The organism is Burkholderia sp. S-53 (genome assembly GCF_025560745.1).
GTDB classification, from domain to species: Bacteria; Pseudomonadota; Gammaproteobacteria; order Burkholderiales; family Burkholderiaceae; genus Burkholderia; species Burkholderia pyrrocinia.
In genome coordinates this window covers 1,189,357-1,216,024 of the sequence record NZ_CP090483.1, presented here as the reverse complement: position 1 = coordinate 1,216,024, position 26,668 = coordinate 1,189,357, and the positions used below count along the sequence as shown (strand labels likewise).

At 65.6% G+C, this 26,668-nt stretch carries 26 protein-coding genes, 3 tRNA genes and 1 pseudogene; 11 read left to right on the top strand and 19 right to left on the bottom strand.

Annotation, left to right across the window (positions count from 1 at the left end):
• Window positions 1-46 precede the first annotated feature (46 nt).
• Both LXM88_RS10780 and LXM88_RS10775 read left to right on the top strand, forming a co-directional pair.
• On the top strand, window positions 47-2,191 hold the full coding sequence (locus LXM88_RS10780) for a phosphocholine-specific phospholipase C (RefSeq protein ID WP_262542042.1): 2,145 nt from the start codon (window positions 47-49) through the stop codon (window positions 2,189-2,191).
• Between the two features lie 370 nt (window positions 2,192-2,561).
• Window positions 2,562-3,710, top strand: coding sequence for a branched-chain amino acid ABC transporter substrate-binding protein (locus LXM88_RS10775; RefSeq protein WP_262542040.1), 1,149 nt, complete (start codon window positions 2,562-2,564; stop codon window positions 3,708-3,710).
• Window positions 3,711-3,847: 137 nt separating this feature from the next.
• On the opposite strand, the gene LXM88_RS10770 is transcribed toward LXM88_RS10775, so the two are convergent.
• Window positions 3,848-4,609: a FadR/GntR family transcriptional regulator gene (locus LXM88_RS10770; protein WP_048249500.1), complete on the bottom strand. Its 762-nt coding sequence runs from the start codon at window positions 4,607-4,609 to the stop codon at window positions 3,848-3,850.
• 363 nt (window positions 4,610-4,972) lie between these two features.
• On the opposite strand from LXM88_RS10770, the gene gudD reads away from it, so the two are divergent.
• Entirely contained in the window at window positions 4,973-6,325 is a 1,353-nt protein-coding gene (gene gudD / locus LXM88_RS10765) for a glucarate dehydratase (RefSeq protein ID WP_262542036.1), read from the top strand.
• A 201-nt stretch (window positions 6,326-6,526) separates the two neighbouring features.
• Here the strand turns inward: gudD and LXM88_RS10760 are convergent, their stop codons facing one another.
• From LXM88_RS10760 to LXM88_RS10750, 3 genes are all read right to left on the bottom strand, one after another.
• The gene (locus LXM88_RS10760; RefSeq protein ID WP_262542033.1) at window positions 6,527-6,991 is read right to left on the bottom strand and encodes a DUF2214 family protein; all 465 of its coding nucleotides are present in this window, start codon (window positions 6,989-6,991) and stop codon (window positions 6,527-6,529) included.
• A 39-nt stretch (window positions 6,992-7,030) separates the two neighbouring features.
• Complete coding sequence (locus LXM88_RS10755) at window positions 7,031-7,828, bottom strand: hypothetical protein (RefSeq protein ID WP_262542030.1); 798 nt, start codon at window positions 7,826-7,828, stop codon at window positions 7,031-7,033.
• Window positions 7,829-8,065: 237 nt separating this feature from the next.
• The gene (locus tag LXM88_RS10750) at window positions 8,066-9,130 is read right to left on the bottom strand and encodes a glycosyltransferase family 4 protein (protein ID WP_047900209.1); all 1,065 of its coding nucleotides are present in this window, start codon (window positions 9,128-9,130) and stop codon (window positions 8,066-8,068) included.
• 564 nt (window positions 9,131-9,694) lie between these two features.
• Here LXM88_RS10750 and LXM88_RS10745 point away from each other — a divergent pair.
• A complete protein-coding gene (locus LXM88_RS10745; protein WP_262542026.1) occupies window positions 9,695-11,527 on the top strand; it encodes an ABC transporter ATP-binding protein in 1,833 nt (610 codons plus the stop codon).
• A gap of 123 nt (window positions 11,528-11,650) precedes the next feature.
• Here LXM88_RS10745 and otsA read toward each other — a convergent pair whose 3' ends face one another.
• Both otsA and otsB read right to left on the bottom strand, forming a co-directional pair.
• The gene (otsA, locus tag LXM88_RS10740; RefSeq protein WP_262542023.1) at window positions 11,651-13,030 is read right to left on the bottom strand and encodes an alpha,alpha-trehalose-phosphate synthase (UDP-forming); all 1,380 of its coding nucleotides are present in this window, start codon (window positions 13,028-13,030) and stop codon (window positions 11,651-11,653) included.
• Window positions 13,027-13,779 (bottom strand): trehalose-phosphatase, encoded by a 753-nt coding sequence (otsB, locus tag LXM88_RS10735; RefSeq protein ID WP_262542022.1) that lies wholly within the window; start codon window positions 13,777-13,779, stop codon window positions 13,027-13,029. The genes otsA and otsB overlap by 4 nt, the downstream gene beginning before the upstream one ends.
• Window positions 13,780-14,061: 282 nt before the next feature.
• On the opposite strand from otsB, the gene LXM88_RS10730 reads away from it, so the two are divergent.
• The 3 genes from LXM88_RS10730 to LXM88_RS10720 are packed head-to-tail and all read left to right on the top strand — an operon-like array spanning window position 14,062 to window position 16,036.
• A complete protein-coding gene (locus LXM88_RS10730; protein WP_262542020.1) occupies window positions 14,062-14,697 on the top strand; it encodes an SCO family protein in 636 nt (211 codons plus the stop codon).
• A gap of 12 nt (window positions 14,698-14,709) precedes the next feature.
• A complete protein-coding gene (locus LXM88_RS10725; RefSeq protein WP_262542018.1) occupies window positions 14,710-15,156 on the top strand; it encodes a copper chaperone PCu(A)C in 447 nt (148 codons plus the stop codon).
• Between the two features lie 10 nt (window positions 15,157-15,166).
• Entirely contained in the window at window positions 15,167-16,036 is an 870-nt protein-coding gene (locus LXM88_RS10720) for a cytochrome c oxidase assembly protein (protein WP_262542015.1), read from the top strand.
• A gap of 22 nt (window positions 16,037-16,058) precedes the next feature.
• Here LXM88_RS10720 and LXM88_RS10715 read toward each other — a convergent pair whose 3' ends face one another.
• Complete coding sequence (locus LXM88_RS10715; RefSeq protein WP_175748844.1) at window positions 16,059-16,550, bottom strand: GNAT family N-acetyltransferase; 492 nt, start codon at window positions 16,548-16,550, stop codon at window positions 16,059-16,061.
• 127 nt (window positions 16,551-16,677) lie between these two features.
• A complete protein-coding gene (locus tag LXM88_RS10710) occupies window positions 16,678-17,550 on the bottom strand; it encodes a pirin family protein (protein WP_262542009.1) in 873 nt (290 codons plus the stop codon).
• Window positions 17,551-17,659: 109 nt separating this feature from the next.
• Between LXM88_RS10710 and LXM88_RS10705 the strand changes: the two genes are divergently transcribed.
• Both LXM88_RS10705 and LXM88_RS10700 read left to right on the top strand, forming a co-directional pair.
• Window positions 17,660-18,577 carry a LysR family transcriptional regulator gene (locus LXM88_RS10705; protein WP_262542007.1) on the top strand — a complete coding sequence of 306 codons (918 nt, stop codon included), beginning with the start codon at window positions 17,660-17,662 and terminating at the stop codon, window positions 18,575-18,577.
• A 129-nt stretch (window positions 18,578-18,706) separates the two neighbouring features.
• Window positions 18,707-19,210 carry a GAF domain-containing protein gene (locus LXM88_RS10700; RefSeq protein ID WP_262542006.1) on the top strand — a complete coding sequence of 168 codons (504 nt, stop codon included), beginning with the start codon at window positions 18,707-18,709 and terminating at the stop codon, window positions 19,208-19,210.
• A gap of 125 nt (window positions 19,211-19,335) precedes the next feature.
• Here the strand turns inward: LXM88_RS10700 and map are convergent, their stop codons facing one another.
• Entirely contained in the window at window positions 19,336-20,142 is an 807-nt protein-coding gene (gene map / locus LXM88_RS10695; protein WP_262542003.1) for a type I methionyl aminopeptidase, read from the bottom strand.
• Window positions 20,142-20,378, bottom strand: coding sequence for a ParD-like family protein (locus LXM88_RS10690; RefSeq protein ID WP_262542001.1), 237 nt, complete (start codon window positions 20,376-20,378; stop codon window positions 20,142-20,144). Before LXM88_RS10690 ends, map begins: the two co-directional genes overlap by 1 nt.
• Before the next feature lie 147 nt (window positions 20,379-20,525).
• Here LXM88_RS10690 and LXM88_RS10685 point away from each other — a divergent pair, with 147 nt between their 5' ends.
• On the top strand, window positions 20,526-21,149 hold the full coding sequence (locus LXM88_RS10685) for a helix-turn-helix domain-containing protein (protein ID WP_262541999.1): 624 nt from the start codon (window positions 20,526-20,528) through the stop codon (window positions 21,147-21,149).
• Window positions 21,150-21,219: 70 nt separating this feature from the next.
• Window positions 21,220-21,771, top strand: a complete 552-nt coding sequence (locus tag LXM88_RS10680) for a GNAT family N-acetyltransferase (protein ID WP_262541996.1) — start codon at window positions 21,220-21,222, stop codon at window positions 21,769-21,771.
• A gap of 305 nt (window positions 21,772-22,076) precedes the next feature.
• On the opposite strand, the gene LXM88_RS10675 is transcribed toward LXM88_RS10680, so the two are convergent.
• From LXM88_RS10675 to LXM88_RS10635, 9 genes and pseudogenes are all read right to left on the bottom strand, one after another.
• Window positions 22,077-23,006 carry a hypothetical protein gene (locus tag LXM88_RS10675; protein WP_262541994.1) on the bottom strand — a complete coding sequence of 310 codons (930 nt, stop codon included), beginning with the start codon at window positions 23,004-23,006 and terminating at the stop codon, window positions 22,077-22,079.
• Between the two features lie 413 nt (window positions 23,007-23,419).
• On the bottom strand, window positions 23,420-24,046 hold the full coding sequence (locus tag LXM88_RS10670; protein WP_262541991.1) for an inclusion body family protein: 627 nt from the start codon (window positions 24,044-24,046) through the stop codon (window positions 23,420-23,422).
• 111 nt (window positions 24,047-24,157) lie between these two features.
• The gene (locus LXM88_RS10665; protein WP_262541988.1) at window positions 24,158-24,358 is read right to left on the bottom strand and encodes a hypothetical protein; all 201 of its coding nucleotides are present in this window, start codon (window positions 24,356-24,358) and stop codon (window positions 24,158-24,160) included.
• Window positions 24,359-24,547: 189 nt separating this feature from the next.
• Window positions 24,548-24,976, bottom strand: a complete 429-nt coding sequence (locus LXM88_RS10660; protein WP_318654686.1) for a phage terminase large subunit family protein — start codon at window positions 24,974-24,976, stop codon at window positions 24,548-24,550.
• Between the two features lie 189 nt (window positions 24,977-25,165).
• A pseudogene (locus LXM88_RS10655) lies at window positions 25,166-25,352 on the bottom strand (MarR family transcriptional regulator); the annotation flags it as partial.
• Window positions 25,353-25,448: 96 nt separating this feature from the next.
• A complete protein-coding gene (locus LXM88_RS37260; protein ID WP_412524133.1) occupies window positions 25,449-25,886 on the bottom strand; it encodes a hypothetical protein in 438 nt (145 codons plus the stop codon).
• A 373-nt stretch (window positions 25,887-26,259) separates the two neighbouring features.
• Window positions 26,260-26,333: transfer RNA gene (locus tag LXM88_RS10645), tRNA-Cys, on the bottom strand.
• A 101-nt stretch (window positions 26,334-26,434) separates the two neighbouring features.
• Window positions 26,435-26,510: transfer RNA gene (locus LXM88_RS10640), tRNA-Gly, on the bottom strand.
• 51 nt (window positions 26,511-26,561) lie between these two features.
• Window positions 26,562-26,637 (bottom strand) — tRNA-Gly (locus LXM88_RS10635).
• Window positions 26,638-26,668: the final 31 nt, after the last annotated feature.

Sequence of the window (26,668 nt, the reverse complement as noted above, 5' to 3'; positions counted from 1 at the left end):
GTAAGTCCTGCCAATCGGCTTCCCTCTTTACCGCACGATAACGACCATGACCCGATCGAACCGTCGTGATTTCCTGCGCGTCGCCGCCGGCACCGCCGGCGCCGCCGCGCTGAACCTCTTTCCGCCCGTGATCCGAGATGCGCTTGCGATTCCCGCGAACCGCCGCACCGGCACGATCCGCGACATCGAACACATCGTGATCCTGATGCAGGAGAACCGCTCGTTCGACCATTACTTCGGCACGATGCGCGGTGTCCGCGGCTTCGGCGACCCGCGCGCGCTGCGTCTCGCGAACGGCAAGTCGGTGTTCCACCAGCCGGTCGGCCCGGCCGAGCTGCTCCCGTTCCACCCGGGCGCGGACAAGCTCGGCCTGCAGTTCCTGCAGGACCTGCCGCACGGCTGGCAGGACATGCACGCCGCTTGGAACAAGGGCCGCTACGACCAGTGGGTGCCGAACAAGGGCACCACGACGATGGCGTACCTGAAGCGCGACGACATCCCGTTCCACTACCAGCTCGCCGACGCGTTCACGATCTGCGATGCGTACCACTGCGCGATCCCGAGCTCGACCGACCCGAACCGCTATTACATGTGGACGGGCTACGTCGGCAACGACGGCACGGGCGGCGGCCCGGTGCTCGGCAACGAGGAAAAGGGCTACGGCTGGACGACCTATCCGGAAGTGCTCGAACAGGCCGGCGTGTCGTGGAAGATCTACCAGGACGTCGGCACGGGGCTCGACGCGAACGGCTCGTGGGGCTGGACGCAAAACCCGTACATCGGCAACTACGGCGACAACGCACTGCTCTACTTCAACCAGTACCGCACCGCGCTGCCCGGCACGCCGCTGTATGAAAAGGCGCGCACCGGCACCAACATCAGCGCGGGCGGCACGCTGTTCGACGTACTGCAGCAGGACGTGAAGAACGGCACGCTGCCGCAGGTGTCGTGGATCTGCGCGCCGGAAGCCTATTCCGAGCACCCGAACTGGCCCGCGAACTACGGCGCGTGGTACATCGAGCAGGTGCTGCAGGCGCTCGTGTCGAATCCCGACGTGTGGAGCAAGACCGCGCTGTTCATCACGTACGACGAGAACGACGGCTTCTTCGATCACGTGCAGCCGCCGTTCGCGCCGCAGTCGCGCGACAACGGGCTGTCGACGGTCGCGACGACCAACGAAGTGTTCGCCGGCGACGCGTCGCACATGGCCGGCCCGTACGGGCTCGGGCCGCGCGTGCCGATGCTCGTCGTGTCGCCGTGGACCAAGGGCGGCTGGGTCTGCTCGCAGACCTTCGATCACACGTCGCTGCTGCAATTCATCGAGGCGCGGTTCGGCGCGCAGTATGCGGTCACTGCGGCGAACGTGTCGCCGTGGCGCCGCACGGTGTGCGGCAACCTGACGTCCGCGTTCGACTTCTCGACGCCTGACGCAAGCTGGCCGCAGCTCCCGGACACGAGCGGCTACGCGCCGCCCGACCGCACCCGCCACCCCGACTACATCCCGGTGCCGCCGGTCGTCCAGCATCTGCCGAAGCAGGAGCCCGGCCTGCGTCCGGCGCGCGCGCTGCCGTACGAACTGTTCGTGCACGGGCGGATCGACAACGCGAGCGGCCAGTTCCGGCTGACCTTCGCGAACACCGGCGCCGCGGGCGCGGCGTTCCAGGTCCAGGCGCGCAACCGCGTCGACGGCCCGTGGAGCTACACGGTCGACGCCGGCAAGCGGCTCTCCGACACGTGGAGCCCTGCGCCGTCGCTCGGCCTGTACGACCTCGACGTGTACGGCCCGAACGGCTTCTACTGCCACTTCCGCAGCCCCGCCGCGTCGGCGGTCGGCCCCGCGAGCGTCAACCCCGAGGTGATCTACGGCTACGACGTCGCGAACGGCAACATCACGCTGCGCCTGATGAACCGCGGCCACAAGGCCGTGCGGCTCAAGGTCACGAGTGCGTACGGCCACGGCCATGCGCGCGAGTTCGACCTCAAGCCGGGTACGCACGTCGACGACTACTGGGACCTGCGCGGCAGCCACGGCTGGTACGACCTGACGATCAGCGACGGCAAACCGCTCGGCTTCCAGCGCCGCTTTGCCGGCCACGTCGAAACGGGCCGCCCGAGCACCAGCGACCCGGCGATCCGCACGACCTCGTCGCACAACGACATCGAAGCCGCATCGGACGCGCTGTCCGACTGACGGCATCCCACGCGCGGCGCGGCCCCGGCGGGCCGCGCCGCCGCTTCGCCCCACACCGCCCGCCCTCCTCCCCGCCCGTTCCGCTCGCGACGGGAAACTCCCGATACCGGCCACCACCGCTCGCGCGGAAGCTGTGCGCAAATCCTCACCGAATGCGCGGCAAATTGCCAAGACCCGTGCATATCGGCGACCTATATATCGAGGCGATCGGGGCTCTTTGCGGAGCCTGACGGGAGATTGTTCCGAGAATCACGATCCCGACCTCCCCGCCCGATTCCGAGAAGCGGTCGAACCGCCCGCCCGTCGCACGCGCCCGGCCCGTCCGAGCGTGTGCGGTACCCACTCGCAGGTATCGAACAAGAGGAACCACATGAAATTCCGTCATTCCCTGCTGTCGGTGTCGCTTGCATCCGCGCTTGCCCTCCTCTCGCAACAGGCCGCCCGGGCCGCCGACGCAACCGACGTGAAGGTCGGCTTCGCCGCGCCGCTCACGGGCGTGAACGCCGGCTACGGCAAGGATCTGCAGAACGGCGTGCAGCTCGCGCTCGACGACGCCGCCGCACAAAAGGTACAGATCGCCGGCAAGCCTGCGCACTTCGATCTCGTCGTGCAGGACGACCAGGCCGACCCGCGCATCGGCGTGCAGGCCGCGCAGGCGCTTGTCGACCAGAACGTGTCGGTCGTGGTCGGCCACTTCAACTCGGGCACGACGATTCCGGCATCGGTCGTCTACGACAAGTCGGGCATCCCGGTGATCGATCCGGCCGCGACCAACCCGACGCTCACGTCGCGCGGGCTCGCGAACATGTTCATGGTGATCGCGACCGATGGCCAGAACGCCGGCAACGCGGGCAAGTACGCGGTCGACGTGACGAAGGCGAAGCGTATCGCGATCATCGACGACCGCACCGCGTTCGGCCAGGGCGAGGCCGACGAGTTCGAGAAGGCCGTGAAGGCCGCCGGCGGCACGATCATCGGCCGCGAGTTCACCAGCAACCAGGCGGTCGACTTCCGCGCGCAGATCACGAGCCTGAAGGGCAAGAACCCCGACCTGATCTTCTTCGGCGGCCTCGATTCTCTCGCCGCGAACTTCATCAAGCAGATGCGCCAGCTCGGGCTGAACGCGCAGTTCGTCGGCGGCGGCGGCGTGAAGGACAACGAGTTCATCAAGATCGCGGGCCCGGCCGCCGAAGGCGCGATGGCGTGGGAATACGGCCGGCCGCTCGACGAGCTGCCGCAAGGGAAGGATTTCGAACAGCGCTTCAAGAAGCGCTTCGGTGTCGACGTGCTGTCGTACGCGCAGTTCGGCTACGACGCGGCCTGGGCCGCAATCAAGGCAATGCAGGCGGCCGGCTCGACCGACCCGAAGGTCTATCGCCCGGCGCTCAAGAAGATCGACTTCGAAGGGGTCACCGGCCGCATCTCGTTCGCGAACGACGGCTCGCTGAAGAGCGGCATGTCGACGCTGTACCAGGTGAAGAGCGGCACGTGGAAGACGATCGTGACGAAGGGAGGCTGATCGGCGGTGCCGGCGGCCGGCGGCGGAAACGCCGCCCGGCCCCGGAGATCGGCGAAGTCACATCGATCTCATATGACGACTGATGTTGACGCGATTCGACCGGGCCTGCGGCAACGCGGGCCGCACCGCCCGGCAGATCAACTGGCCTGCGTGTCGCGCTCGGCCTCGGCCGCTTCGTGCGCGCGGCGCAGCCGCTCGCGGCTGTTGGTGAGGTGCGTGCGCATCGCGGCGCGGGCGGCCTCCGGGTCGTGGCGCGCGATCGCCTCGTAGATATCCTCGTGCTCGTGGTTCAGCCGGCCGACATAACGCTCGAGGTCGTCGCCGGCAAAGCGCGCCGAATTCACGCGCGTGCGCGGGATGATCGACGTGCCGAGCTGCGTCATGATGTCGACGAAATAGCGGTTGCCGGTGGACTGCGCGATCTGCAGGTGGAACTGGAAGTCGAGCTGCGCCGTATCGCGGCCGCCGCCCGCCCCCGTCGCGATCGCATCGAGCGCGCGCCGCAGCGCGGCGAGGTCGGTATCGTTCGCGCGCTGCGCGGCGAGGCTCGCGCACTCGCTCTCGAGGCTGATGCGCAGTTCGAGCACTGCGAGCACGTCGCGCAGCGTCGTGATCGTTGCGGGATCGATGCCGAGCGTCTGGCGGCGCGACGGCTCCAGCACGAAGCTGCCGATGCCGTGGCGCGTTTCGACGAGGCCGCTCGCCTGCATCCGCGAGATCGCCTCGCGCACGACCGTACGGCTCACGCCCTGCGCCGCCATGACTTCGGTTTCGGTCGGCAGCTTGTCGCCGGGACGCAGCGTGCCGTTTTCGATCTGCGCGGTCAGCGCGTCGACGACATCTTGTGCGAGGCTGCGTGCGCGACGGCGCGGCGCGGCGGGAAACGTAGGCACGGACATGAGGCCGGTTCCTTTTTGAATGATCGTAATGTGTGTGGGCCGAGGGTTTACGCGGGGTTTGAGCGACAGCCGATGATTCATTATACTGCGTCACAAGTCATCCGACGACTGATGATCGACGCACGGATCTCCTGTCGACTCAAGCCGGCGTTCCGGCGCCTGCCTGGTCCCATGCGTTACGATCAGCCAGCGTTCGCGTTTGCGCTCCGCTGGTCCGGTTGTCGCTCCCACCCCGTTCCGGGTTGCTGTCGACATGCAGGCCTTGCGCGCCGCGCACGTCGGTTGTCGAATGATCGCACCTCCCGCCGCGCGCGGCAAAGCTTTTGCCGCACGGCATTGCCCATCCTTTCGCCATCGCCGCCCATGAACGCCGTCACAGCCTCGCCTTCCCACGACACGCCGCGCATCGTCGACCTGCAAGCGATTCCGGTCGCCGGCCACGACAGCATGCTGCTCAACCTGAGCGGCGCGCACGGTCCGTTCTTCACCCGCAACCTCGTGATCCTGAAGGACAGCGCGGGCCGGACCGGCGTCGGCGAAGTGCCCGGCGGCGAAAGCATCCGCCGCACGCTCGACGATGCACGCGCGCTCGTCGTCGGCCAGCCGGTCGGCAATTACCATGCGGTGCTCAACGACGTGCGGCGCACCTTCGCCGACCGCGACGCGAGCGGCCGTGGGCTGCAGACCTTCGACCTGCGCACGACGATCCACGCGGTCACCGCGCTCGAAGCCGCGCTGCTCGACCTGCTCGGCCAGCACCTCGGCGTGCCGGTTGCCGCGCTGCTCGGCGAGGGCCAGCAGCGCGAGCGCGTCGAGATGCTCGGTTACCTGTTCTACATCGGCGACCGCACGAAGACCGCGCTGGCCTATCGCGACGGCAGCGGCGCGACCGACGACTGGACGCGCGTGCGCGACGAGCCGGCGCTGACGCCAGAGGCGGTCGTGCGCCTCGCCGAGGCCGCGCATGCGCGCTACGGCTTCAACGACTTCAAGCTGAAAGGCGGCGTGTTCGAAGGCGCCAGCGAGATCGAGGCCGTGACCGCACTCGCCGAGCGCTTCCCCGATGCGCGCGTGACGCTCGATCCGAACGGCGCGTGGTCGCTCGACGAGGCCGTGCGGCTGTGCCGCGACCAGCATCATGTGCTCGCCTATGCGGAAGATCCGTGCGGCGCGGAGAACGGTTACTCGGGCCGCGAGGTGATGGCCGAATTCCGTCGCGCGACGGGGCTGCCGACGGCGACCAACATGATTGCGACCGACTGGCGGCAAATGGGCCATGCGGTGCAGTTGCAGGCCGTCGACATCCCGCTCGCCGATCCGCACTTCTGGACGATGCAGGGTTCGGTGCGTGTCGCGCAGATGTGCCGCGACTGGGGTCTCACGTGGGGTTCGCATTCGAACAACCACTTCGACGTGTCGCTCGCGATGTTCACGCATGTCGCGGCCGCCGCGCCGGGCCAGGTCACCGCGATCGACACGCACTGGATCTGGCAGGACGGCGAACGGCTGACGCGCGAGCCGATGAAGATCGAGAACGGGCTGGTGGACGTGCCGAAGCGGCCGGGGCTCGGCATCGACATCGACATGGATGCGGTCGCGGTCGCGCACGAACTGTACAAGCAGCACGGGCTCGGCGCGCGCGACGACGCGGCGGCCATGCAGTATCTGATTCCAGGGTGGACGTTCAACAACAAGCGCCCCTGCCTCGTGCGCTGAGCACGGACGGACCGGGCGGCGGGCTCGCCCGGTCGGAACGAAATCGGCAGGAATGGTGCTGTTCGTGGCTGGCCCGGCTGAGGTCGGGCCGGAGAGGCCGTGCAGGTGGAACGAGATCCGGGTGGTTGTCGCTATGCCGGACCTGGTCGGCCGAACCAACTAGTCGTAAGCACCTACCCGTCCGGACCTAGCCGGCTGCCCCTACCCGGCCGCCCCAATCCCCCGCGCCATCCCCGATGCGGCGAACACGATGACGACCAGCAGCACAGCCTGCCAATGGCCGATCCGCACATAGGTGCGCGCCCGCCCGATCTCGGGCATCTGCTGCTGCCGCGCGGCGACACGCCAGCGGATCAGCCCGAGCATCGGCACGACCTCGAGCAGCAGGATCAGCACGAGCGCGGTCATCTTCAGATGAAAGAGCGGTTCGTGCAGGTAGTACGCGGTGCCTTTCTCGAACCCGCCGAACGCGCGCATCAGCCCCGTCACGATCAGCACGAGCGCCGACAGCCCCCAGGCTGCATCAGCCTTGAATACGCCGGGCAAGTCGGCCGCCTGCGCCGACGCGATGAGCCGGCGCAACGCGCGGTTGCGTCCTGCGATCGCGGCAAACGCGACGGCGAACGCGCTCAGGTGAACGGCAGCCAGCAACCAACGGACGATCATCACGCCTCCTTGTCGCCCGCGCCCGGTGCGCGAGCCCTGTCAGACGATCTGCTTGAGCGCTGCGTCGAGCGCGAGCACCGCGACGCGGTCGCCGTCAGTCGCGAGCGGCGCGCGCATCACGATCTGCCGGTTATGGCCGACGGCCGCCGGCGAATCCCACAGCAGTTCCACCTTCGGCCGCCGGAACAGGCCGCCGCCGCGCGGCGGCACGGCAGCCGGCTGCGCGTCCGGCGTCGCGGCGGACGCCGCCCGGCCGGGCCAGCGCACCGACAGTTCGCGCGCGTCGTACTGGCCAACCTTGCGGCTTTCCATCCAGACGATCGCGGTGCGCGTCAGCATGTCGAGCGAAATCGCATAACGGCCGACCGCGAAGCGGCGTGCCGCCACGTTGGTGCGCCACAGCGGCCGCGGACGGCAGATCCAGACGATCGCCGCGTAGAGCGCCGGCGCAGCGACAAGCCAGCCGTTGGTCGCCGTCACCGCATGCAGCGCGCCGCGCCAGCCGGCCGCCCACGCGAACATGCCGATCGACCAGACGGCGAACAGGAAACCGATCAGCGCAAAGACGCGCAGCGCCTGGCGCAGCCACTGCGGCAGCGGATGGAACGGCCGCTCGGCGCGCGCGACGGCGCCCGGCAGCGCGAGCAGCAGGAAGATCAGCACGAGGTAGACGAACGCCCACGGCGACGACACCATCGCCGACAGCGATGAGCGATAGCCCATCTGGGACATCGAGAACAGCCAGCGCGCGAGCAGCACGAGACCGATCGCACGCAACGCGAAGATAACACCGGCGCCGGGGGCCGGCGCTGCGCGCGTGGTTTTCGTTCTCGCCAAGACTGCTCTCCTCTGGATGATCGTGCGGAGCCGGATTTCACGGCACGGCCATTATAGGGACATTACCGTCTGGACAGACGGCAGGATGGCGTGCCGGGCCGCTTCAGGGTCCGTTCGCGACGTCGGGCGCGGCGAGAATACAACAGATCCGCGCCGCGGATGTGACAACGCCCCGCCGGGAACCCGGACGGGGCGTCGATGACGGCCGCGCGCCGCAGCGCGGCGGCGGCCGGCGAATCAGCTTGCGTTGACTTCGCGCAGCACGGTGCGGCGCTTCTGGCGCAGCAGTTCCTCGTAGCCCTTCACGTAGTTCTGCGCCATCACCTTCGACGAGAAACGTGCTTCGAACGCGGCGCGGACCTTCTCGCGCGGCAGCGTATCGAGGCGCTTGAGCGCCGCGACGGCCGACAGTTCGTCTTCGACGACGAAGCCCGACACGCCGTTGTCGATCACTTCCGGCACCGAGCCGCGCTTGAACGCGATCACCGGCGTGCCGCAGGCCATCGCCTCGATCATCACCAGGCCGAAGGGCTCCGGCCAGTCGATCGGGAACAGCAGCGCGTGCGCGTTGCCGAGGAATTCGGTCTTTTCGGACTCGCTGATTTCGCCGATGTACTCGACGTGCGGCAGCGCGAACAGCGGCTTGATCTTTTCTTCGTAGTACGCGCGATCGGCCTTGTCGAGCTTCGCGGCGATCTTGATCGGCAGGCCGGCCTGCTCGGCGATGCGGATCGCCGTGTCGACGCGCTTCTCCGGCGAGATGCGGCCGAGGAACGCGAGATAGCTCGGCTTCACGTTCGGGATCGGCGTCAGCAGGTTTTCCGGCAGGCCGTGATAAACGGTCGACAGCCAGTTCGCCTGCTGCAGCGGGATGCGCTGGTTGTCGGAGATCGACACGACCGGCACGTCGCTGAATGCGTTGAAGATCGGCTGCAGTTCCGGCAGGTCGAGACGGCCGTGCATCGTCGTCAGATGCGGGACCGGCTGGCGCGAGAACAGCGAAAACGGGTAATAGTCGATGTGGCAGTGCAGGACATCGAACTCTTCCGCGCGGCGGCGCACCTGCTCGAGGAGCAGCATGTGCGGTGCCATCACGTCGCGGATCGTCGGGTCGAGGCGCAGCGCCTGCGGCCAGCACGCTTCGAGCTTCGCGGAAGTTTGCGAATCGCCGCTCGCGAAGAGCGTGACGTCATGCCCCATCTCGACAAGTGCTTCGGTGAGGTAGGACACCACTCGCTCGGTACCACCGTACAGCTTCGGGGGGACCGCTTCGTGCAACGGAGCGATTTGGGCGATTCGCATGCGTAACTCCTAAAAAATCGGCTAAAAACCAGGTATGGGTCGGCAACCTGCCGGCGGTCCGGGCTGGATGCATTTCATCCGAAAATCGGACGAATCAGCCTGCCGGGGGCGTCGAACCCGCGCTGCTCAAGGAGCGTCGGCGACGCGACAGGCATAGAACGTTTGAAACGAAGACCCGTTGACAGGGGTTCGTAAAAAACCTGGAATCGAACCCGGAGCCGATTATCTAGGGTTAATCCCGATACGGCGCACAACATTTCAAACACTTTACTTTGTTACAAAGGCGCAACACTTTGCAACCCGCGGACTTGGGTGTCCGTTCTAGAGTGGAAGGCCCTTTTGGCGATCCTTGTCCCCCGTGACTGCCGGCAGCGTGATTCCGGCACATGAGGCAGGACGGGATGCCGGATTTTATCTCAAAATCGATCGCGAGCCCCTGGCCAAGGCAAGATTCGCGCAGCGCAAGGCACGGCCTTGTTTACAATGCCGGATTATTCAGTCCGGGCGAACGCCGGCATGCGATCCAGCCGCCACGCTCAATCACCGAATCACCGCACGCATATTTTGGAATCTCTCACCCCTGCCCAGCGCAACGCCCACAACGCGAAGCTGTCGAGCTACGCGCACCGGCCGATCGCGTTCCTGTTCCGCTACATCCGCCTCCATCCCGTCGCACACCTCATCGTGCTATGCAGCGTGGTGGCCGCCGTCGGCTGCGCGCTCGGCTCGCAATACGCGATCAAGCACCTGATCGACGTGCTGGCGACCGGACGCCATCACCCGGGCCCGCTGTGGAGCGCGTTCGCGCTGCTCGTCGGCCTGATCGCGGCCGACAACCTGCTGTGGCGCGTCGGCGGCTGGGTCGCCGCGCACACGTTCGTCGCGGTCACCGGCGATCTGCGGCGCGACCTGTTCCAGTACCTGATCGGCCATTCGCCGACCTACTACTCGGAAAAGCAGCCGGGCACGCTCGCGAGCCGCATCACGGCCACGTCGAACGCGGTCTACACGTCGGAGAACACGATGGCGTGGAACGTGCTGCCGCCGTGCATCGCGGTGATGGGCGCGATCCTGATGATCATCGTCGTCAATCCGCTGATGGCCGCCGGCCTGCTCGGCTGCTCGGCCGTGCTGTCCGTCATCCTGTTCAAGCTCGCCGGGCGCGGCTCGGCCCGCCACCATGCGTTCGCGGCAAAGGCCGCGGCGGTCGACGGCGAGCTCGTCGACGTGATCGGCAACATGGGCCTCGTGCGTGCGTTCGGGATGACGCTGCGCGAACAGAAGCGTTTCGGCGCGACGGTCAAGGCCGAGATGGACGCGCGCCAGCAGAGCCTGCTCTATCTCGAGAAGCTGCGCCTGCTGCACGCGGTGATCACCGCGATGCTGTCCGCCGGCCTGCTCGGCTGGGCACTGTGGCTGTGGGACCAGGGCCGCGCGACGTCGGGCGACATCGTGCTCGTCAGCTCGCTGGGCTTCACGATCCTGCACGGCACGCGCGACCTCGCGGTGGCGCTCGTCGACGTCACGCAGCACGTCGCGCGCCTGTCCGAAGCCGTGAAGACGCTGCTCGAGCCGCACGGGATGCAGGACCGCTCCGACGCGCAGCCGCTGTCGGCCAAGGGTGGGCGCGTCGACTTCGAGCGCGTGACGTTCGCGTATCCGCACCGCCGCGCGATTCTCGACCACTTCGATCTCCATATCGAACCGGGCCAGCGCGTCGGCCTGATCGGCAAGTCGGGCGCCGGCAAGTCGACCGTGCTCGCGCTGCTGCAGCGCTTCTACGACACGCAGGACGGCGTCGTGAAGGTCGACGGCCACGACGTGAAGACGATCACGCAGGACAGCCTGCGCCACGCGATCGCGCTCGTGCCGCAGGACATCTCGCTGCTGCACCGGACGATCTACGACAACATCGCATACGGCCGCCCCGACGCGACCCGCGACCAAGTGCTCGCCGCCGCCCGCGACGCGCGCTGCGCGGAGTTCATCGAGGCGATGCCGGAAGGCTATGACACGATCGTCGGCGACCGCGGCGTCAAGCTGTCGGGCGGCCAGCGCCAGCGCATCGCGATCGCGCGTGCGATCCTGAAGGATGCGCCGATCCTGCTGCTTGACGAAGCGACGTCGGCGCTCGACAGCGCGTCCGAGGAAGCGATCCAGAGCGCGCTCGACCGCCTGATGGTCGGCCGCACCGTGATCGCGATCGCCCACCGCCTGTCGACGCTGCGCAACTTCGACCGGATCATCGTGATGAGCAACGGCAAGGTGATCGACGACGGCAGCCCCGAGGTACTGCGCAATCGCCCCGGCCTGTATCGCGACCTGCTCGCGAAGCAGCACGGCCGCCATCATGCGGCACCCGACGGAAACGCACCGACCGGCGAACGCGTGGCCTGACGCGTCCGCGCACAGCCGATAAAAAAGCCGCCGTGCTTCACGCACGGCGGCTTTTTTCATTGCATCGGGAGCGGCCGGACGACATCGCGCGGAATGCGCCGCGCGATGCGCCGGACCTACCGGCTAGCCATGCTGCAGATCGCGCAGGAAGTTGTCGCGCCACACCGAGACGTTGTTCTCGCGAAGCTGCGCGATCATGTCCGAATAACGCGCGCGCCGCTCGGCGAGCGGCATCGTCAGCGCCTGCGACAGCGCATCGGCCATCCCGTCGATATCGATCGGATTGACGATCAGCGCGCCCGTCAGCTCACGCGCGGCGCCTGCGAAGCGCGACAGCACGAGCACGCCCGGATCGTCCGGATTCTGCGCGGACACGTACTCCTTCGCGACGAGGTTCATCCCGTCGCGCAGCGGCGTCACGAAACCCACGCGGGCGAGCCGGTACAGCGCGGCGAGTACCTGGCGGTCGTACTGGCGGTGAATGTAGAGGATCGGCGCCCAGTCGAGCTCCGCGTAGCGTCCGTTGATGCGCCCCGACTCCGCTTCGAGCTGCAGGCGGATGTCCTGGTACGCGCGCAGGTCCGCGCGCGTCGACGGTGCGATCTGCAGGAACGACACGCGGTTGCGGATCGACGCCTGGTGCTCGAGCAGTTTCTCGAACGCGCGGAACCGCTCGACGAGCCCCTTCGAATAATCGAGCCGGTCGACGCTCATGATCAGTTGCCGCCCGCGCAGCGACGTCGCGAGCGTGCGTACGGCCTTGCCGTGCTCGCCCGCCTGCGCGAGCGACGCGATCTCGTCCGGATACACGCCGATCGGATAGGCGGCCGCGTGCAGCGTCTGGCCGAACGCGTGCACGCGCATCGTGTGGCCGTCGCGCTCGACCTCGCCGCCCGCCTCGAATTCGACGTAATCGCAGAACGCGCGCAGGTCGGGCTCGGTCTGGAACCCGAGCAGGTCGAACGCGCACAGCGACTCGACGAGTTCGCGGTGCGGCGGCACGTTGACGAGCACCTGCGCGGCCGGAAACGGGATGTGCAGGAAGAAGCCGATGCGATTCTTCACGCCGGCCTCGCGCAGCGCACGCGCGAACGGGATCAGGTGATAGTCGTGCACCCAGATCACGTCGTCGTCCTGCAGCAGCGGCACGAGCTGCTGCGCCAGCCAGACGTTGACGCGGCGGTAGCCGTCGAATTCGTGGCGGTCGTACTGGATCAGATCCGCGCGGTAATGGAACGCGGGCCACAGCGTCGCATTCGAGAAGCCGCGGTAGTACTGGTCGTAATCGCGGCGCGACAGGCCGACGGTCGCGAACGTTACCGGCCCGCGCTCCTCGATGCGGATCTGCGGCGCGCCGGATGCGACGACCTCGCCGCTCCAGCCGAACCACATGCCGCCCGTCTCCTTCAGCGCGTCGTAGACGCCGATCGCGAGGCCGCCCGCCGCCGGTTCGCCTTCCGAAATCGGTGCGACGCGGTTTGAAACGATGATGAGCCGGCTCATGCGTGCGGCTGCCCCGCGCCGAGCCAGCACGCGATCTGCTCATGCAGCGCATCGACCGAGTCGAGCCGCATGCGGGCGGACGACTCGCCCGCGCCGACCTTGATCGTCAGGCCGCCGCGCGCGTTGACCACCGCGAAGCCCTTCTCGTCGGTCAGGTCGTCGCCCGCGAACAGCGGCACGCGGCCCGCGAACGGCGGCTCGTCGAGGAACGCGGCCAGCGCGCGCCCCTTGTCGACGCCCTTCGGCTTGATCTCGAACACCATCTTGCCGGGCTGCAGCACATACGCATCGGCATAGTCGGCGACGAGCCGCTCGGTCGCTTCGCGCGCCGCCGCTTCGCGCTCGGGCGCGTTGCGGTAGTGCAGCGCGACGGCCGCGCCCTTGATCTCGAGCAGCATGCCCGGATGACGATCGACGACGGCCGCGAGCTCGCGCTCGATGCGCAGCAGACGTTCGTCGTTGAAGCCGATGCGCTGCGTGTCGCCGTTCGCATCGCGGCGCTCCGCGCCGTGCAGGCCGGCGATCGGCAGGCCGGGCATCTTCAGGAACGTGTCGAGGTTGTCGATGCCGCGCCCGGACACGATCGCGACCGCGCCATGCGAGCGGCGGCGCAGCTCGTCGAGCAGCGTCAGCAGCGACGGCGGAACGTGAATGCTGTCGGGCGTCGGCGCCAGCTCGACGAGCGTGCCGTCGAAGTCGAAGAAGAACGCGGTATCGGTCAGGGACAGGGAAGCCGGAACGGATTGCATCGATTCGATAGTCTGAGGGTCGGCCGGCACGGGCCGGGCCGCCGCTGCGCGAATGGAATTGTGCGCATCTTACCGCGCCTGCGCACCGAGATGGGCGAATCCGGTGCATCGCAAGCAGCGCGCCGCCGGCCGCGTCAACTGCGACATATTGCCCCGCTCGCCCGCGCCGTACGGGTTTCGAAAGGACGCGGGCGCGCGAACTGCGCTACAGTCGCAACCGCCAGCCGCGCGACGCATGGCGCCGCGCCGGCCGGCCACCATTTCGTCCGATCGAGCCCCAGGATGTCGCCTGCCCGTCCCGCGCCACACCGGCGCTTCTCCCGCTTCATCCGCACGGCCGCGGCCCTCGCCGCCGCCGTGGCGCTCGCCGCGTGCACGCACGACGAGCCGCGCTGGAACCTGACCAACGTCACGGGCCACCTGCCCGACCTGTCGTTCACGCTGACGGGCGGCGACGGCCGTCCGGTCGACGCCGATGCGTTCCACGGCCGCGTCTCGCTCGTCTACTTCGGCTACACGCACTGCCCCGATGTCTGCCCCGAAACGATGGCGCGGCTGATGGAAGTGCTCGCGAAGCTCGGCCCGCAGGCGAACGACGTGCGCATCCTGTTCGTCTCGGTCGATCCCGCGCGCGACACGCCGCAGGCGATGCAGTCGTATGTCGCCGCGTTCGACGCCGCGCATGCGCGCGGCCTGACCGGCACCGACCGTCAGATCGAATCGCTCGCGAAGCGCTATCGCGTCGCGTACCAGATGGAAAAACGCGATCCGTCCGGCGGCTACGAAGTCACGCACAGCTCGGCCGTCTACATCTTCGATGCAACCGGCCGCGCGCGCCTGCTCGCAACCGACCGCGACTCGCCCGACGCCATCGCCGCCGACGTGCGCCGGATCATCGGCACCGCCTCAACTACCTGAATGCATTCCGACATGAAGACGAAGACTACCTTCAAGACGCTCGCCCTCCTCGCCGCGCTGTGCGCCGGCGCCCACGCGTATGCCGCCGGCGCGATCACCGCGCAGAACGCATGGGTGCGCTGGCTGCCGAACAAGCTGCCGGCCGGCGGCTACGTGACGCTCGTGAACACGGGCGACAAGCCGGTCGATCTCGTCGACGTCGACAGCCCCGACTACGGGATGACGATGCTGCACCAGACCGTCTCGAACGGCTCGACGCAGAAGATGGAAATGGTCGACAAGCTGACGATCCCCGCGCGCGGCAAGGTCGACATCGCGCCGGGCGGCTACCACTTCATGCTCGAGGAGCCGAAGCACGCGATCAAGCCCGGCGACACCGTGCACCTGCGCCTGAAATTTTCCGACGGCGAAACGGTCGACGCACCGTTCGCGGTGAAGTCTCCGGCCCAGGCGAAGTGATACGCGCACGATGAACCTCCTGTACTGGCTCGATCCGTGGGAACCGTCGCCGACCGTCGTCATCGCGGTGCTGACGGCCGCCGTGCTGTTCGCGCGCGGCGTGAAGAAGGCGAAGGTGTCGCCGCTGCGGCAGTTCTCGTTCTGGTTCGGGCTGACGGCGCTCTACATCGCACTGCATACGCGGCTCGATTATTTCTTCGAGCACGAGTTCTTCCTGCACCGCGCGCAGCATCTCGTGCTGCACCACCTCGGGCCGTTCTTCATCGCGCTGTCCTATCCGGGCGCGGCGATTCGCGCAGGTATCCCGTTCAGTTGGCGGCAACGCTTCGTGCGTCCGGCGCTCGCATGGGCGCCCGTGCGCGCGACGCTCGACGTGGTGTTCCATCCCGTCGTCGCGGTCGTGCTGTTCGTCGGGCTGATCTATTTCTGGCTGCTGTCGCCGATCCACTTCATCGCGATGCTCGACTGGCGTCTCTATCGCGTGATGAACTGGAGCATGGTGATCGACGGGCTGCTGTTCTGGTGGCTCGTCGTCGACCCTCGCCCGGCGCCGCCCGCGCGACTGTCGCCCGGCCGCCGGATCCTGATCGTCGTCGCGGCAATCCCGCCGCAGATCGCGCTCGGCGCGCTGATCTTCTTCACGCCGCACGAGCTGTATCCGATCTACTCGATCTGCGGCCGCGCGTTCACGTGGCTGAGCCCGCTGCGCGACCAGCAGATCGGCGGGCTGCTGCTGTGGATTCCCGGCTCGATGATGAGCGTGATCGGCGCGCTGATCGCGCTGCGGCACTGGCTGCGGCTGTCCGCGCGCGGGCGCCTGATCGGCGAACGGGCCGTGCAGCGCACGGACAAGCCGCCGGTGGCACACGCCGCGCACTGACTGCGGCGCGGCGCGTGGACAATCATGCGCGCGTGCTGCTCATCCACACGTGCGGGATGCCGTCCTCGTCGTGCACGTCCGAACTCGGCGTAAAGCCGAATGCCCCGTAAAAGCGCTGCAGGTGGGCCTGCGCATGCAGGCTCACGGGCGTGTCCGGCCACTGCGCGCGGATATGCTCGAGCGCACGCGACAGCAGCCCGTTGCCGAGCCCCGCGCCGCGAAACGCAGCGGTCGTCAGCACGCGGCCGATGCGCACATCGGTGTTCTGCGCATCGGGCAGCAGCACGCGCAGATAGCCGGCCAGGCGGCCGGCCGGATCGTACGCGGCCAGGTGCCACGCGGCCTGGTCCGCGTCGTCGATGTCGCGATACACGCAGTTCTGCTCGACGACGAACACCGCGCTGCGCGCTTCGAGGATCGAGTAGATTTCGTGCGCCGTCAGCGCGTCGAAGGATTTCCAGCGCCAGTCGAGATCGGCGGCGCTCGGGGATGCGGCGGGTGCGGATGCGTTCATGTGCGGTCCTGATTCGGGCGCGCCGGCCGGCGCGCGGCAATCGTCGATTATGCCTCGAAGCGCACACGGCGCGAGACCGTCCACCCACGCGCGAAAAAAAGGCCCCGCATTGCGCGGGGCCTGTCCGTCATGCCGGCATCTGGCCGAAGCGGCCGCTGTTGAAGTCGTCGATCGCGGTACGGATCTCCGCTTGCGAGTTCATCACGAACGGTCCGTACCCGACGACGGGCTCGTCGATCGGCTCGCCGCTCAGGATCAGCAGCTTCGCGTCGCCGTTCGCTTCGATCTCGACGTCGCGGCCGTCGCGCCCCAGTTGCACGAACTGCGCTTCGCGGGCGACCGTCTCGCCGTTCACCTGCACCGTGCCGCTCAGCACGACCACCGCGAGCGTACGCCCTTCGGCGATCGGGAAGCGCGCGTGGCCGCCTGCCACGAGCCGCACGTCCCACACGTCGATCGGCGTGTGCGTGCGGGCCGGGCCGCGCCGCCCGTCGAGCTCGCCCGCGATGATCCGCGCACGCCCCGCGCCGTCAGGCAGCTCGACCACGGGGATGTCCGCGTTCAGCAGCGTCTGGTAGCCGGGCGCGCCCATCTTGTCCGCGGCGGGCAGGTTCACCCACAACTGCACCATCTCGAGCGGGCCGCCCCGCTTCGTGAACGCCTCCGAGTGGAATTCCTCGTGCAGGATCCCGCTCGCGGCCGTCATCCACTGCACGTCGCCCGGGCCGATCGTGCCGCCCGCGCCGGTCGAGTCGCGGTGCGCGACTTCGCCGTCATAGACGATCGTCACCGTTTCGAACCCGCGGTGCGGATGCTGGCCGACACCGCGCGGCGCCGTCGCCGTCCCCGGCTCGAACGTCGCGGGGCCTGCGTAATCGAGCAGCAGGAACGGGCTCAGGTGCGTGCCGTGAGACTGGTAGCTGAACATCGAACGCACCGGGAAACCGTCGCCGACCCAATGGCCGCGCGGCGCACTGTACACACCCTGGATCTTCTTCATTGCCCTCTCCAAATTGCGGCGAAACACGTGTTTCGCATCCTGAGTAGGAATATAGAGGTGGAACGATCGATCCGGTAGACTGCCAAAATCGCACTCAGCGTTCCATTTCATGAACGATAAAGAGCGGGATCTGAACGATCTCTACTACTTCGTGCAGGTCGTCGAGCATGGCGGCTTCGCGCCTGCCGGGCGCGCGCTGGACATGCCGAAATCGAAGCTGAGCCGCCGCATCGCGCTGCTCGAGGAACGGCTCGGGATGCGGCTGATCCAGCGCTCGACGCGCCGCTTCACGGTCACCGACGTCGGCCAGACCTATTACGCGCATTGCCGCGCAATGCTCGTCGAGGCCGATGCCGCCGACGAGGCGATCGCGTTGCTGCACGAGGAGCCGCGCGGCATCGTGCGCGTCAGTTGCCCGATCGTGCTGCTCGATTCGCTGGTCGGTGCGATGATCGCCGCGTTCATGGCCGCGTGCCCGCGCGTCGAGATCCACCTGGAAGCGACCAACCGGCGCGTCGACGTAGTCGGCGAAGGGATCGACGTCGCGATCCGCGTGCGCCCGCCGCCGCTCGAGGACAGCGATCTCGCGCTGCGCGTGCTGGCCGAGCGCGGCCAGTGCCTCGTCGCGAGTCCCGCGCTGCTGCGCGAGCGTGGCGTGCCGGCCGTTCCCGCCGATCTCGCGCGCCTGCCGAGCCTCGATCACGGCGTGCCGCAGTCCGGGCACGTGTGGCGGCTGCGCGGGCCGGACGGCGCCCAGGCCGAAATCCATCACCAGCCGCGCTTCGTGACGGGCGGCATGCTCGCACTGCGCGCGGCGGCCGTCGCAGGCGTCGGTGTCGTGCAGTTGCCGACGATGATGGTGCGCGACGAGGTCGCGCGCGGCGAACTGGCGACCGTGCTGCCGGACTGGGCGCCCCGCCGCGAGATCGTCCATGCGGTGTTCGCGTCGCGGCGCGGGCTGCTGCCCGCGGTGCGGGCGCTGCTCGATTTTCTGGCGGAGCGGTTCGCGGAACTCGAGCCCGATTGAACCCGACCGAGCGCGCCGCGTCGCACACAACGGCGCGCTGCAGACCGCGCGCGCGTGCCGTAGACTGCGGTACGCGCATCGCGCATTTTGCGTATCGCGCATGTTCACAACCCCTATCGCTTTCCCGCCATGTTCACGCTGTCCAACGACCCCAACGCCTCCAAGGCCGATCAATACGCGACGCTCGTCGAGCAGGCGCGCGCGCTCGTCGGATCCGAACGCGATCTGATCGCGAACGCGGCGAATTTCGCCGCGCTTGTCTACCACTCGCTCGACCGCCTCAACTGGGCCGGCTTTTACTTCTTCGACGGATCGGAACTCGTGGTCGGGCCGTTCCAGGGCAAGCCCGCATGCGTGCGGATCGCGCTCGGCAAGGGCGTGTGCGGCACGGCCGCGCAGACGCGCGAGACGCAGGTCGTGCGCGACGTGCATGACTTCCCCGGCCATATCGCATGCGATGCGGCTTCGGAATCGGAAATCGTCGTGCCGCTCGTGGCCGGCGACGGCACGCTGATCGGCGTGTGGGACGTCGACAGCCCGGTCGCCGCGCGCTTCGACGACGAAGACCGCCAAGGCATGGAAGCGCTGTGTCGCGTGTTCGTCGAACACGCGTGGCAAAAGGCGCGCGGTTAAGCCTCCCGCAGCCGGTCGCCGAAATCGCGCGCGACGCGCGCCGCGCGACCTCCAGCGAAACGGGCCCCGCGACGGGGCCCGTTCAATTGTGCCGCTGCGCCGCCATATGCGGCGTACTGCAGGCGTCAGGCCGCGTGCGTGCCGGAAACTGCCACGAATGCCTGCGGCTTCTCATCGTCGGTCAGCACCTCGAAGCCCGTTTCCGTCACCACGACCATGTGCTCCCATTGCGCGGACAGCGAATGGTCCTTCGTGACGACCGTCCAGCCGTCCGCGAGCACGCGCGTGTCGCGCTTGCCCGCGTTGAGCATCGGCTCGATCGTGAAGATCATCCCCGGCCGCAGCGGCACGCCGGTGCCCGGGCGGCCGTAGTGAAGCACCTGTGGCTCGTCGTGATAGACGTCGCCGATGCCGTGCCCGCAGTACTCGCGGACCACGCTGAACCCTTCGCGATGCGCGACCTGCTGGATCGCATAACCGACATCGCCCAGCGTCGCGCCCGGACGCACCGCGCGGATGCCCGCGTGCATCGCCTCGTAGGTCGCCGCGACGAGGCGGCGTGCGAGTTCGCCCGGTTCGCCGACGAAATACATGCGGCTCGTATCGCCGTACCAGCCGTCCTTGATCACCGCGATATCGAGGTTCACGATGTCGCCGTCGCGCATCGGCCGCGACGTCGGAATGCCGTGACAGACCACGTGGTTGACCGACGTGCACAGCGTCTTCGGATAGCCGTGGTAGCCGATGTTCGCCGGGATCGCGCCGAGCACGTCGACGATGTAGTCGCGGCAGCGCGTGTCCAGCTCGTCGGTGGTGACGCCAGGCTTCACGTGCTCGGTGATCATCGTCAGCACCTGCGACGCGAGCTTCGCGGCCTCGCGCGACTTGGCGATTTCTGCGGTGCCGCGGATCGGGATTTCGCGCTTCGCCATTACGCCACCTGCTCGATGCCGTGCGCGACCGGTTCCACCGGCCCGGTGTCGCCGCCCCGTGCTTCGGCCTCGATCAGCATCCGGCAGATGTCGCCATAGGACAGCGCCGGATTGAGTTCCGACAGCATGCCGACACGCAGCCAGTGTTCGGCCTGCGCATTGATCGAACGGCTCAGCGCCGTGCTCGTCGAGCGCAGCCGTTCGTGCATGTGCTCGGAAATCTTGATGATGCCCATATATCCCCAATTAAACGAAACGTAGTCACATCGTATATTACGCTGCGTGCGACGGGCGGGCAAGCCGTTCGGATGCCGTCGCGCCATCGGCCCGCCGCGGCAGTGCCGTTGACACCGAATTCCAGTTTGCTGGAGAATGAATCCATCATGCAAGAATCAGTGACGACCGCTGCCGACGAAACCGGCATCAACGAGCGCATTGCCCGGCGCGTGCGCGACCTGCGCACGGCTCGAGGCTACACGCTCGATGCGCTGGCCGCGCGCTCCGGCGTCAGCCGTTCGATGATCTCGCTCATCGAACGCGCGTCGGCCAGCCCGACTGCCGTCGTGCTCGACAAGCTCGCGGCAGGTCTCGGCGTGTCGCTGGCCGGGCTGTTCGGCGGCGACCGGGACGACACGCCCGCGCAGCCGCTGGTACGACGCGTGCAGCAGGCCGAATGGCGCGATCCGGCATCCGGCTATGTGCGGCGCAATCTCTCCCCGCCCGGCTGGCCGTCGCCGATCCAGCTTGTCGAGGTCGATTTCCCGCCCGGCGCGCGCGTCGCGTACGACAGCGGTGGACGCGAAAGCGCGCTGCATCAGCAGGTGTGGATCATCAGCGGCCGTGTCGACGTTACGTTCGGCGGCGAGCTTCACGAACTTCACGAAGGCGACTGCCTGGCCATGCGGCTCGATCGGCCGCTCGTCTTCAGCAATCCGTCGCCGCATGCCGCGCGTTATGTCGTCGTGATCTGCGATGTGTCCGCCAGCGGCGGCATTCGGAGCGTGTGATGTACGCCCCGCCCCGTCATGCGATGCGCGCGCCGTGTGCGCGCTTCGCTCTAAACCAACAGGAGCCCGTATGAATTCCCCGAACCAGCGCGACGACGACGTGCGCCTGATCGATTGCAGCGAGGCCGAGCACGCAGCGGCCATCCTCGAGATCCTGAACGATGCGATCGAGAACTCGACCGCGCTGTACGACTACCGGCCGCGCCCGCCGGAAGCGATGGTCACGTGGTTCGCCGCGAAGCGCGCGGGCGGTTTTCCGGTCGTCGGCGCGGTGGACGCGGCGGGCACGCTGCTCGGCTTCGCGAGTTGGGGCACGTTCCGCGCGTTCCCTGCGTACAAGTACACGGTCGAACACAGCGTCTACGTGCACCGCGACCAGCGCGGCCGCGGGCTCGGCGAGCTGCTGCTGCGCGAAGTGGTCCGGCGTGCACGCGAAGCGCAGGTGCATGTGCTGGTCGGCTGCATCGATGCGACCAATGGCGGGAGCATCGCTCTGCATACGAAACTGGGATTCGTGCACTCGGGCACGATCACGGAGGCGGGATTCAAGTTCGGCCGCTGGCTCGATGCGGCGTTCTATCAGCTGACGCTCGACACGCCGGCGCAGCCGGTGGATGGTTGACCGTCTGCAGGCCGTTGCATTCGCAACGGCCGCGAAGCCGCGCAGAAAAGAAGAAAATATCCCGCTGTCGCGATAATGCCGTTCAGTTAAGCGACTGAACGGCATCATCGCGAATGCGGGGCTTTTCTCTTCCGAACTCAAGGAAAGCGGCACCCCCGAATCGATCGTCCTTGACAAGTTCCGACGAACGATCGGCGTCGAGCAATGTGACTGATCTACCGCCATCGCACCGACTGCGCCGCATCATCCAACTGAAGATGATGAGCGTGCGCCACTAGCCTGCCCGACTACTGCCACCACTTGAGCTAGTTGTCTGATGGCAGATAATTGATGAACCAGATCCCGCCATCTGGAGATGATTGGAACAAGCCCACATTCGGACCGTTAACAGCCGATGCAATCGCCCCCGTAAAGCTTGATTTTGCTTGCCCCACCAGATCAGGGATTCCAGCAGGCCAATAATTAGTGCCATTATTAATCTTGCGAGAAACCGAGTAAACCTGCCCGCTACCGTTCATCCAAAACAATTGAGTATCGTTATCCATAGTTGCAGTCAACACAATGGAGTCCCCGGCAGCCGGAGCATAATCCGGATATGTTGACTCCTCCGGCTGCCAATATCCGGATGCACTGCCAATTCCACTCCCCCCAGTTGCCGTATACGCACAATAATACAAATCATTAACACCAGATGACGGGCTTGTGTTATATGCCGCGTAAACTGCGCCACTATTTGCAGGATCAAAAATCGCAGCCGGACTACCGGAAAATTTCGGCTGCTTTCCTATATGCGAGAAAGCTCCAGCAACAACAAACGCGTCATATTTGCCGACCGCCGTCTGCGTCGCTTGATAAACATTACCATCCGCCTTAAGCGCTACAACTTGGTAGGGGCCCTGACCACCCCCAATCGAAATAACCTTAAACTCGGACACTTTAGTTTCAAAACCCGTTCCGATCGGAGAACTATCCCACCCACCCTTCCAAAAACCAAATTGAGTTTCGGTCGCATGCCACATCCGCCCTTTTTCATCAAGCGCGAATGCCTCAAAAAAACCTTCCTCATTCAGCACCAGCTTTACCTGACCACGAAAGCGGGTACCACTCTCCAAACCACCAGTGATTTGGACAGTTTTAGAAATCGAGATCGTTGCACCCGGATTGATATAACTAATCCGGATATCGTTAAATGCTTCCACGCAAAGCACGCCAAGCCAGCCCGTGGCCGAATCCATGGTCCGGTTTGGGGCCGCAGCGACAGCCGGACTCGATTGAAGCGGCCGCTTGAGAGAGGTCCATGACCCTGGCGTCGCGCTCTGGTCAATCGGGCACACGCTCAACGTACTCGACGAATCCCGTGCAAAGACGTAGATAGAGGCGCTCCCGTTATTGTAATAAATTGGCGCAGTCAAATTCGGCCCGTTTTGATCAAAGGCACAATACCCCCCAATACTACTCCATCCCGTCGTGTTAGAGACCCACAGATCCGAACGACCGCTCTCTTCTCGCGAAAATTCCGTCGACATGATATTTCCCCAATAACAGATAGCGCTACAAATCCCCCTTGGCCGCGCACATCCGCAGCATGCAAGGCAGAATTGTAGAAATCAATAAAAGATAAAAACCATCGCCGCACAAAATCGAGACATCAATTAACAGTAATGACCGGATCCCATTGAAAATACCCAATCACATTCAACTTTCCATCATAAACTTGCTCGGTAATATAAAACCTTATCGAATAATGCTCCTCACCAGGACTCAAAACATCACACGACAAATAATATTCATAAGCAAGTCGCGGAGTAAATTTAAGAGGGTCTATCACAGGCGCCCCATTTACCATGACCTTCGGATTTACGTCCGGCACCGGAATATTGGGAGTTGCGACCTTGGGCGTAGGCTTCGATGTAACCCACTCATTTTTCCGAGGCCCTCGATCAGTCAAAAAAATATCGTAAATAACAGCACAATATTTAATATCACTGGAAAACGTAATTCCAGCCCATCGAATCTGATCGCCGATGGTCGCCCTAATATTCAAATCCGCCGTAGCTTGCGAATCACGATCCTGAAGATAGATACTCGGAGCCACCATGTAAATGTCTTGATGCCAAATGGGAATCGGATTTTCCGCCGTGGATCGAACAGGAGAACTTTGCTTATAAACATAAGCGTTTAAAATTGCACTCACATCAAAAACGATTTCCGTGTCAATTGTCGCCATCTCAACCCCCTTTATGGGTTTAAACTGAATATGAAAGTGCGCACCCACCCAAAGTACACCTCCATACATACCCGATCCATTACATTCAATTACACAAACTCGCCTCAATCCGGGTTGAACCGCACAGATTGCTAACAAATCGGATAACGAAATTGCACATCATTCACGAAACGGAGAGGTTCCTTCCGGGATGATTCGGTCTGCTTGCGTGTCCGCCCGCGACGACGCCCCGAAGAAGCACTCTTTCGATCCGATCACCGTCACGATCAGGGCACCGGACATACTTTTCACGACGTCGGGAATTTTTATTTCGCCGATCGCCAGGTAGCACTCAAACCCGATTACGACGAACAGCGCCACCGTGTACATGCAGGTGAAAGTGTGCGCCGCGTGGTCATGTTCAGCCGCCGTGTACTGGCGAGCGCTTGCCCCGGCGGCATCGAATACACGCCACGACTTCGCGCCCTCCGGCTGTGCGCGCAGATTCGTAGGCCGGCGCTTTCAGCCGCGTCGGCACCACGAACCCGCGCTGCCGCCCTTGCGAGCTGTTCACAAACGACCGCATCTTCGTATCGCCGCCGTCGCGCAGCGTTGTTGGCCGTGAGCCACTTCTTCCCGGGTCGGCCATGTTCGAGCCGGGGAAAGGCGATACCAGCTCATTGATTCGAAACCCTGCGACGCCGTGAAACGTCGCCGTCGCGACCTATCGTCCGCGACGTACCGCACGAATGCGCATGACGTCGTCCACAACGAGCCGCAACGTGGGCAGGTGTATCGGGCTGATTCCGGTCGCGCGCGGCCGTAGACTTCGTGCACAACATCGGCGTCCTCGCTCCAGGTGACGTTCTCCCACGCCAGCTCATGCTCCTCGTCGCAATCGGGGCACGGGGCACGGGGCACCACATGGACGCGCCGATCCGAAGCCGCGTACGCCTGCTGGATGCGAGACAGGCCGTCGACGGTCGGCGTACCACCCAAAGATCATCTTGCGTCGCCGGCCCGAATAGCTGTTGTTCCGCTCCGCCAGCAGCATGATCGAGTCGCCTTGTTCGCGCACGTTCGTGTTCGCGTCCGTCCGGCTCCTCGACCGCAACGACCGGAGCCGGCGTCGACTTCACATCGTCAGGCGCGTTCGACATGATGAACGTCAGGAAGCCGCGCGGCGCCGTATTGCGCGTACAGCTCCGGCGCCAGCTTGTCCGGCAGCACCAACAGTTCCGTTTGAAATGCGCCGACCGTGAGGCCGTACGCCTGTTCGAGCTGCGCCGCGTCGACGAGCTGCCCTTTTCTTTTCCGCCAACGTCGGCAGCTTGATCTCGCGATCGACACGTTCGGTCATCGCGCGCTCAGCGACGCAGCAATGCGCCCCATACCGCCGCAGTTACCGCACGGTTCATATTCACGAAATACCGGCGGGCCGTTACGGCCGCCGAAGAACGGTATATGCACCTCAGACATGCCTACCTTCGTGGTGCCCGCGCACACGCTGCATGGTTCCGCGACCGGCATCGCAACGCGTACACAACGCGCGACCCCGCGCGCCGCATTCGACGCACTGATCGTTCACCCACTCATCCAGCAAGCGAATCGCGAACCGCTCGACAATGTCGACGGTCGCGCGCTCGACCGCATGCCCCGCCCGCTGATCACGGCGCTCGTCTCGTGTGATGCCCGTAAAGCGCCCCGGCGTGCGGATCATCTGCGCCAACAGCAGCGACGCCCGTCGAACCATCGCAGGCGTCGCCTGCGGCCCGGCCTTGATCCGGATAAGCAACCGATCGAGACCGTTCGCAAAGGCGAGTGCGCTGCTCGGTCCTCCAGCCGTCGTCAGCACATACGAGAATGCGTACGTCCGGATGCGCCGCACGCAGATACTCGCGAATTGCATCCAACGTTGTCGAGATCATTCCCCGCTGCTGGACGACTTCCGCAGGTACGATGCCGGCACCTGGCAACTGCTCGATGTGAGCAACGTACGCATCGCCCTCCTCTTCGGACTGGAACGTCAGGGAAAGTGGCTTTGAAAGGAACTCGAACGTCGGATGATGTACTCCCGCGTTACGGAGGGTCGTAATCGCGTGGTTGCCATGCGCTGCCGCGAACTCGCCTGCACGGCCAAAGAGCCGACTTAGGCGTGGTCTCGTGTGTTTCTTGAGTGGTTAGAGGCGACTTTGTGCCACTCTAGGCGATTTTCTTACAATGATGAAAGCAAGACAGAAAAAGAAAAGCCCCGCCGAAGCGGGGCTTTTTCTCTTCCTACCTGGAGGCGCGAGCCGGAGTCGAACCGGCCTAAACGGCTTTGCAGGCCGCTGCATAACCGCTTTGCTATCGCGCCAAAAGCGGACTGTCCGGATGCCGTGAAGGCAAGCGACAGATTTTTTATTCGAGGACCGTAAGTCCATCAAATAAAAAGGGAAGCTTGGCTTCCCCATTACTTGGAGCGGGAGACGAGTCTCGAACTCGCGACCTCAACCTTGGCAAGGTTGCGCTCTACCAACTGAGCTACTCCCGCATTGTCCTGCATGTGCAGCGCTTTGCCGACCAACACGCTGCCGAAAAATCCTGGAGCGGGAGACGAGTCTCGAACTCGCGACCTCAACCTTGGCAAGGTTGCGCTCTACCAACTGAGCTACTCCCGCATTTGTCCTGCATCTGCAGCGCTTCGCCGAT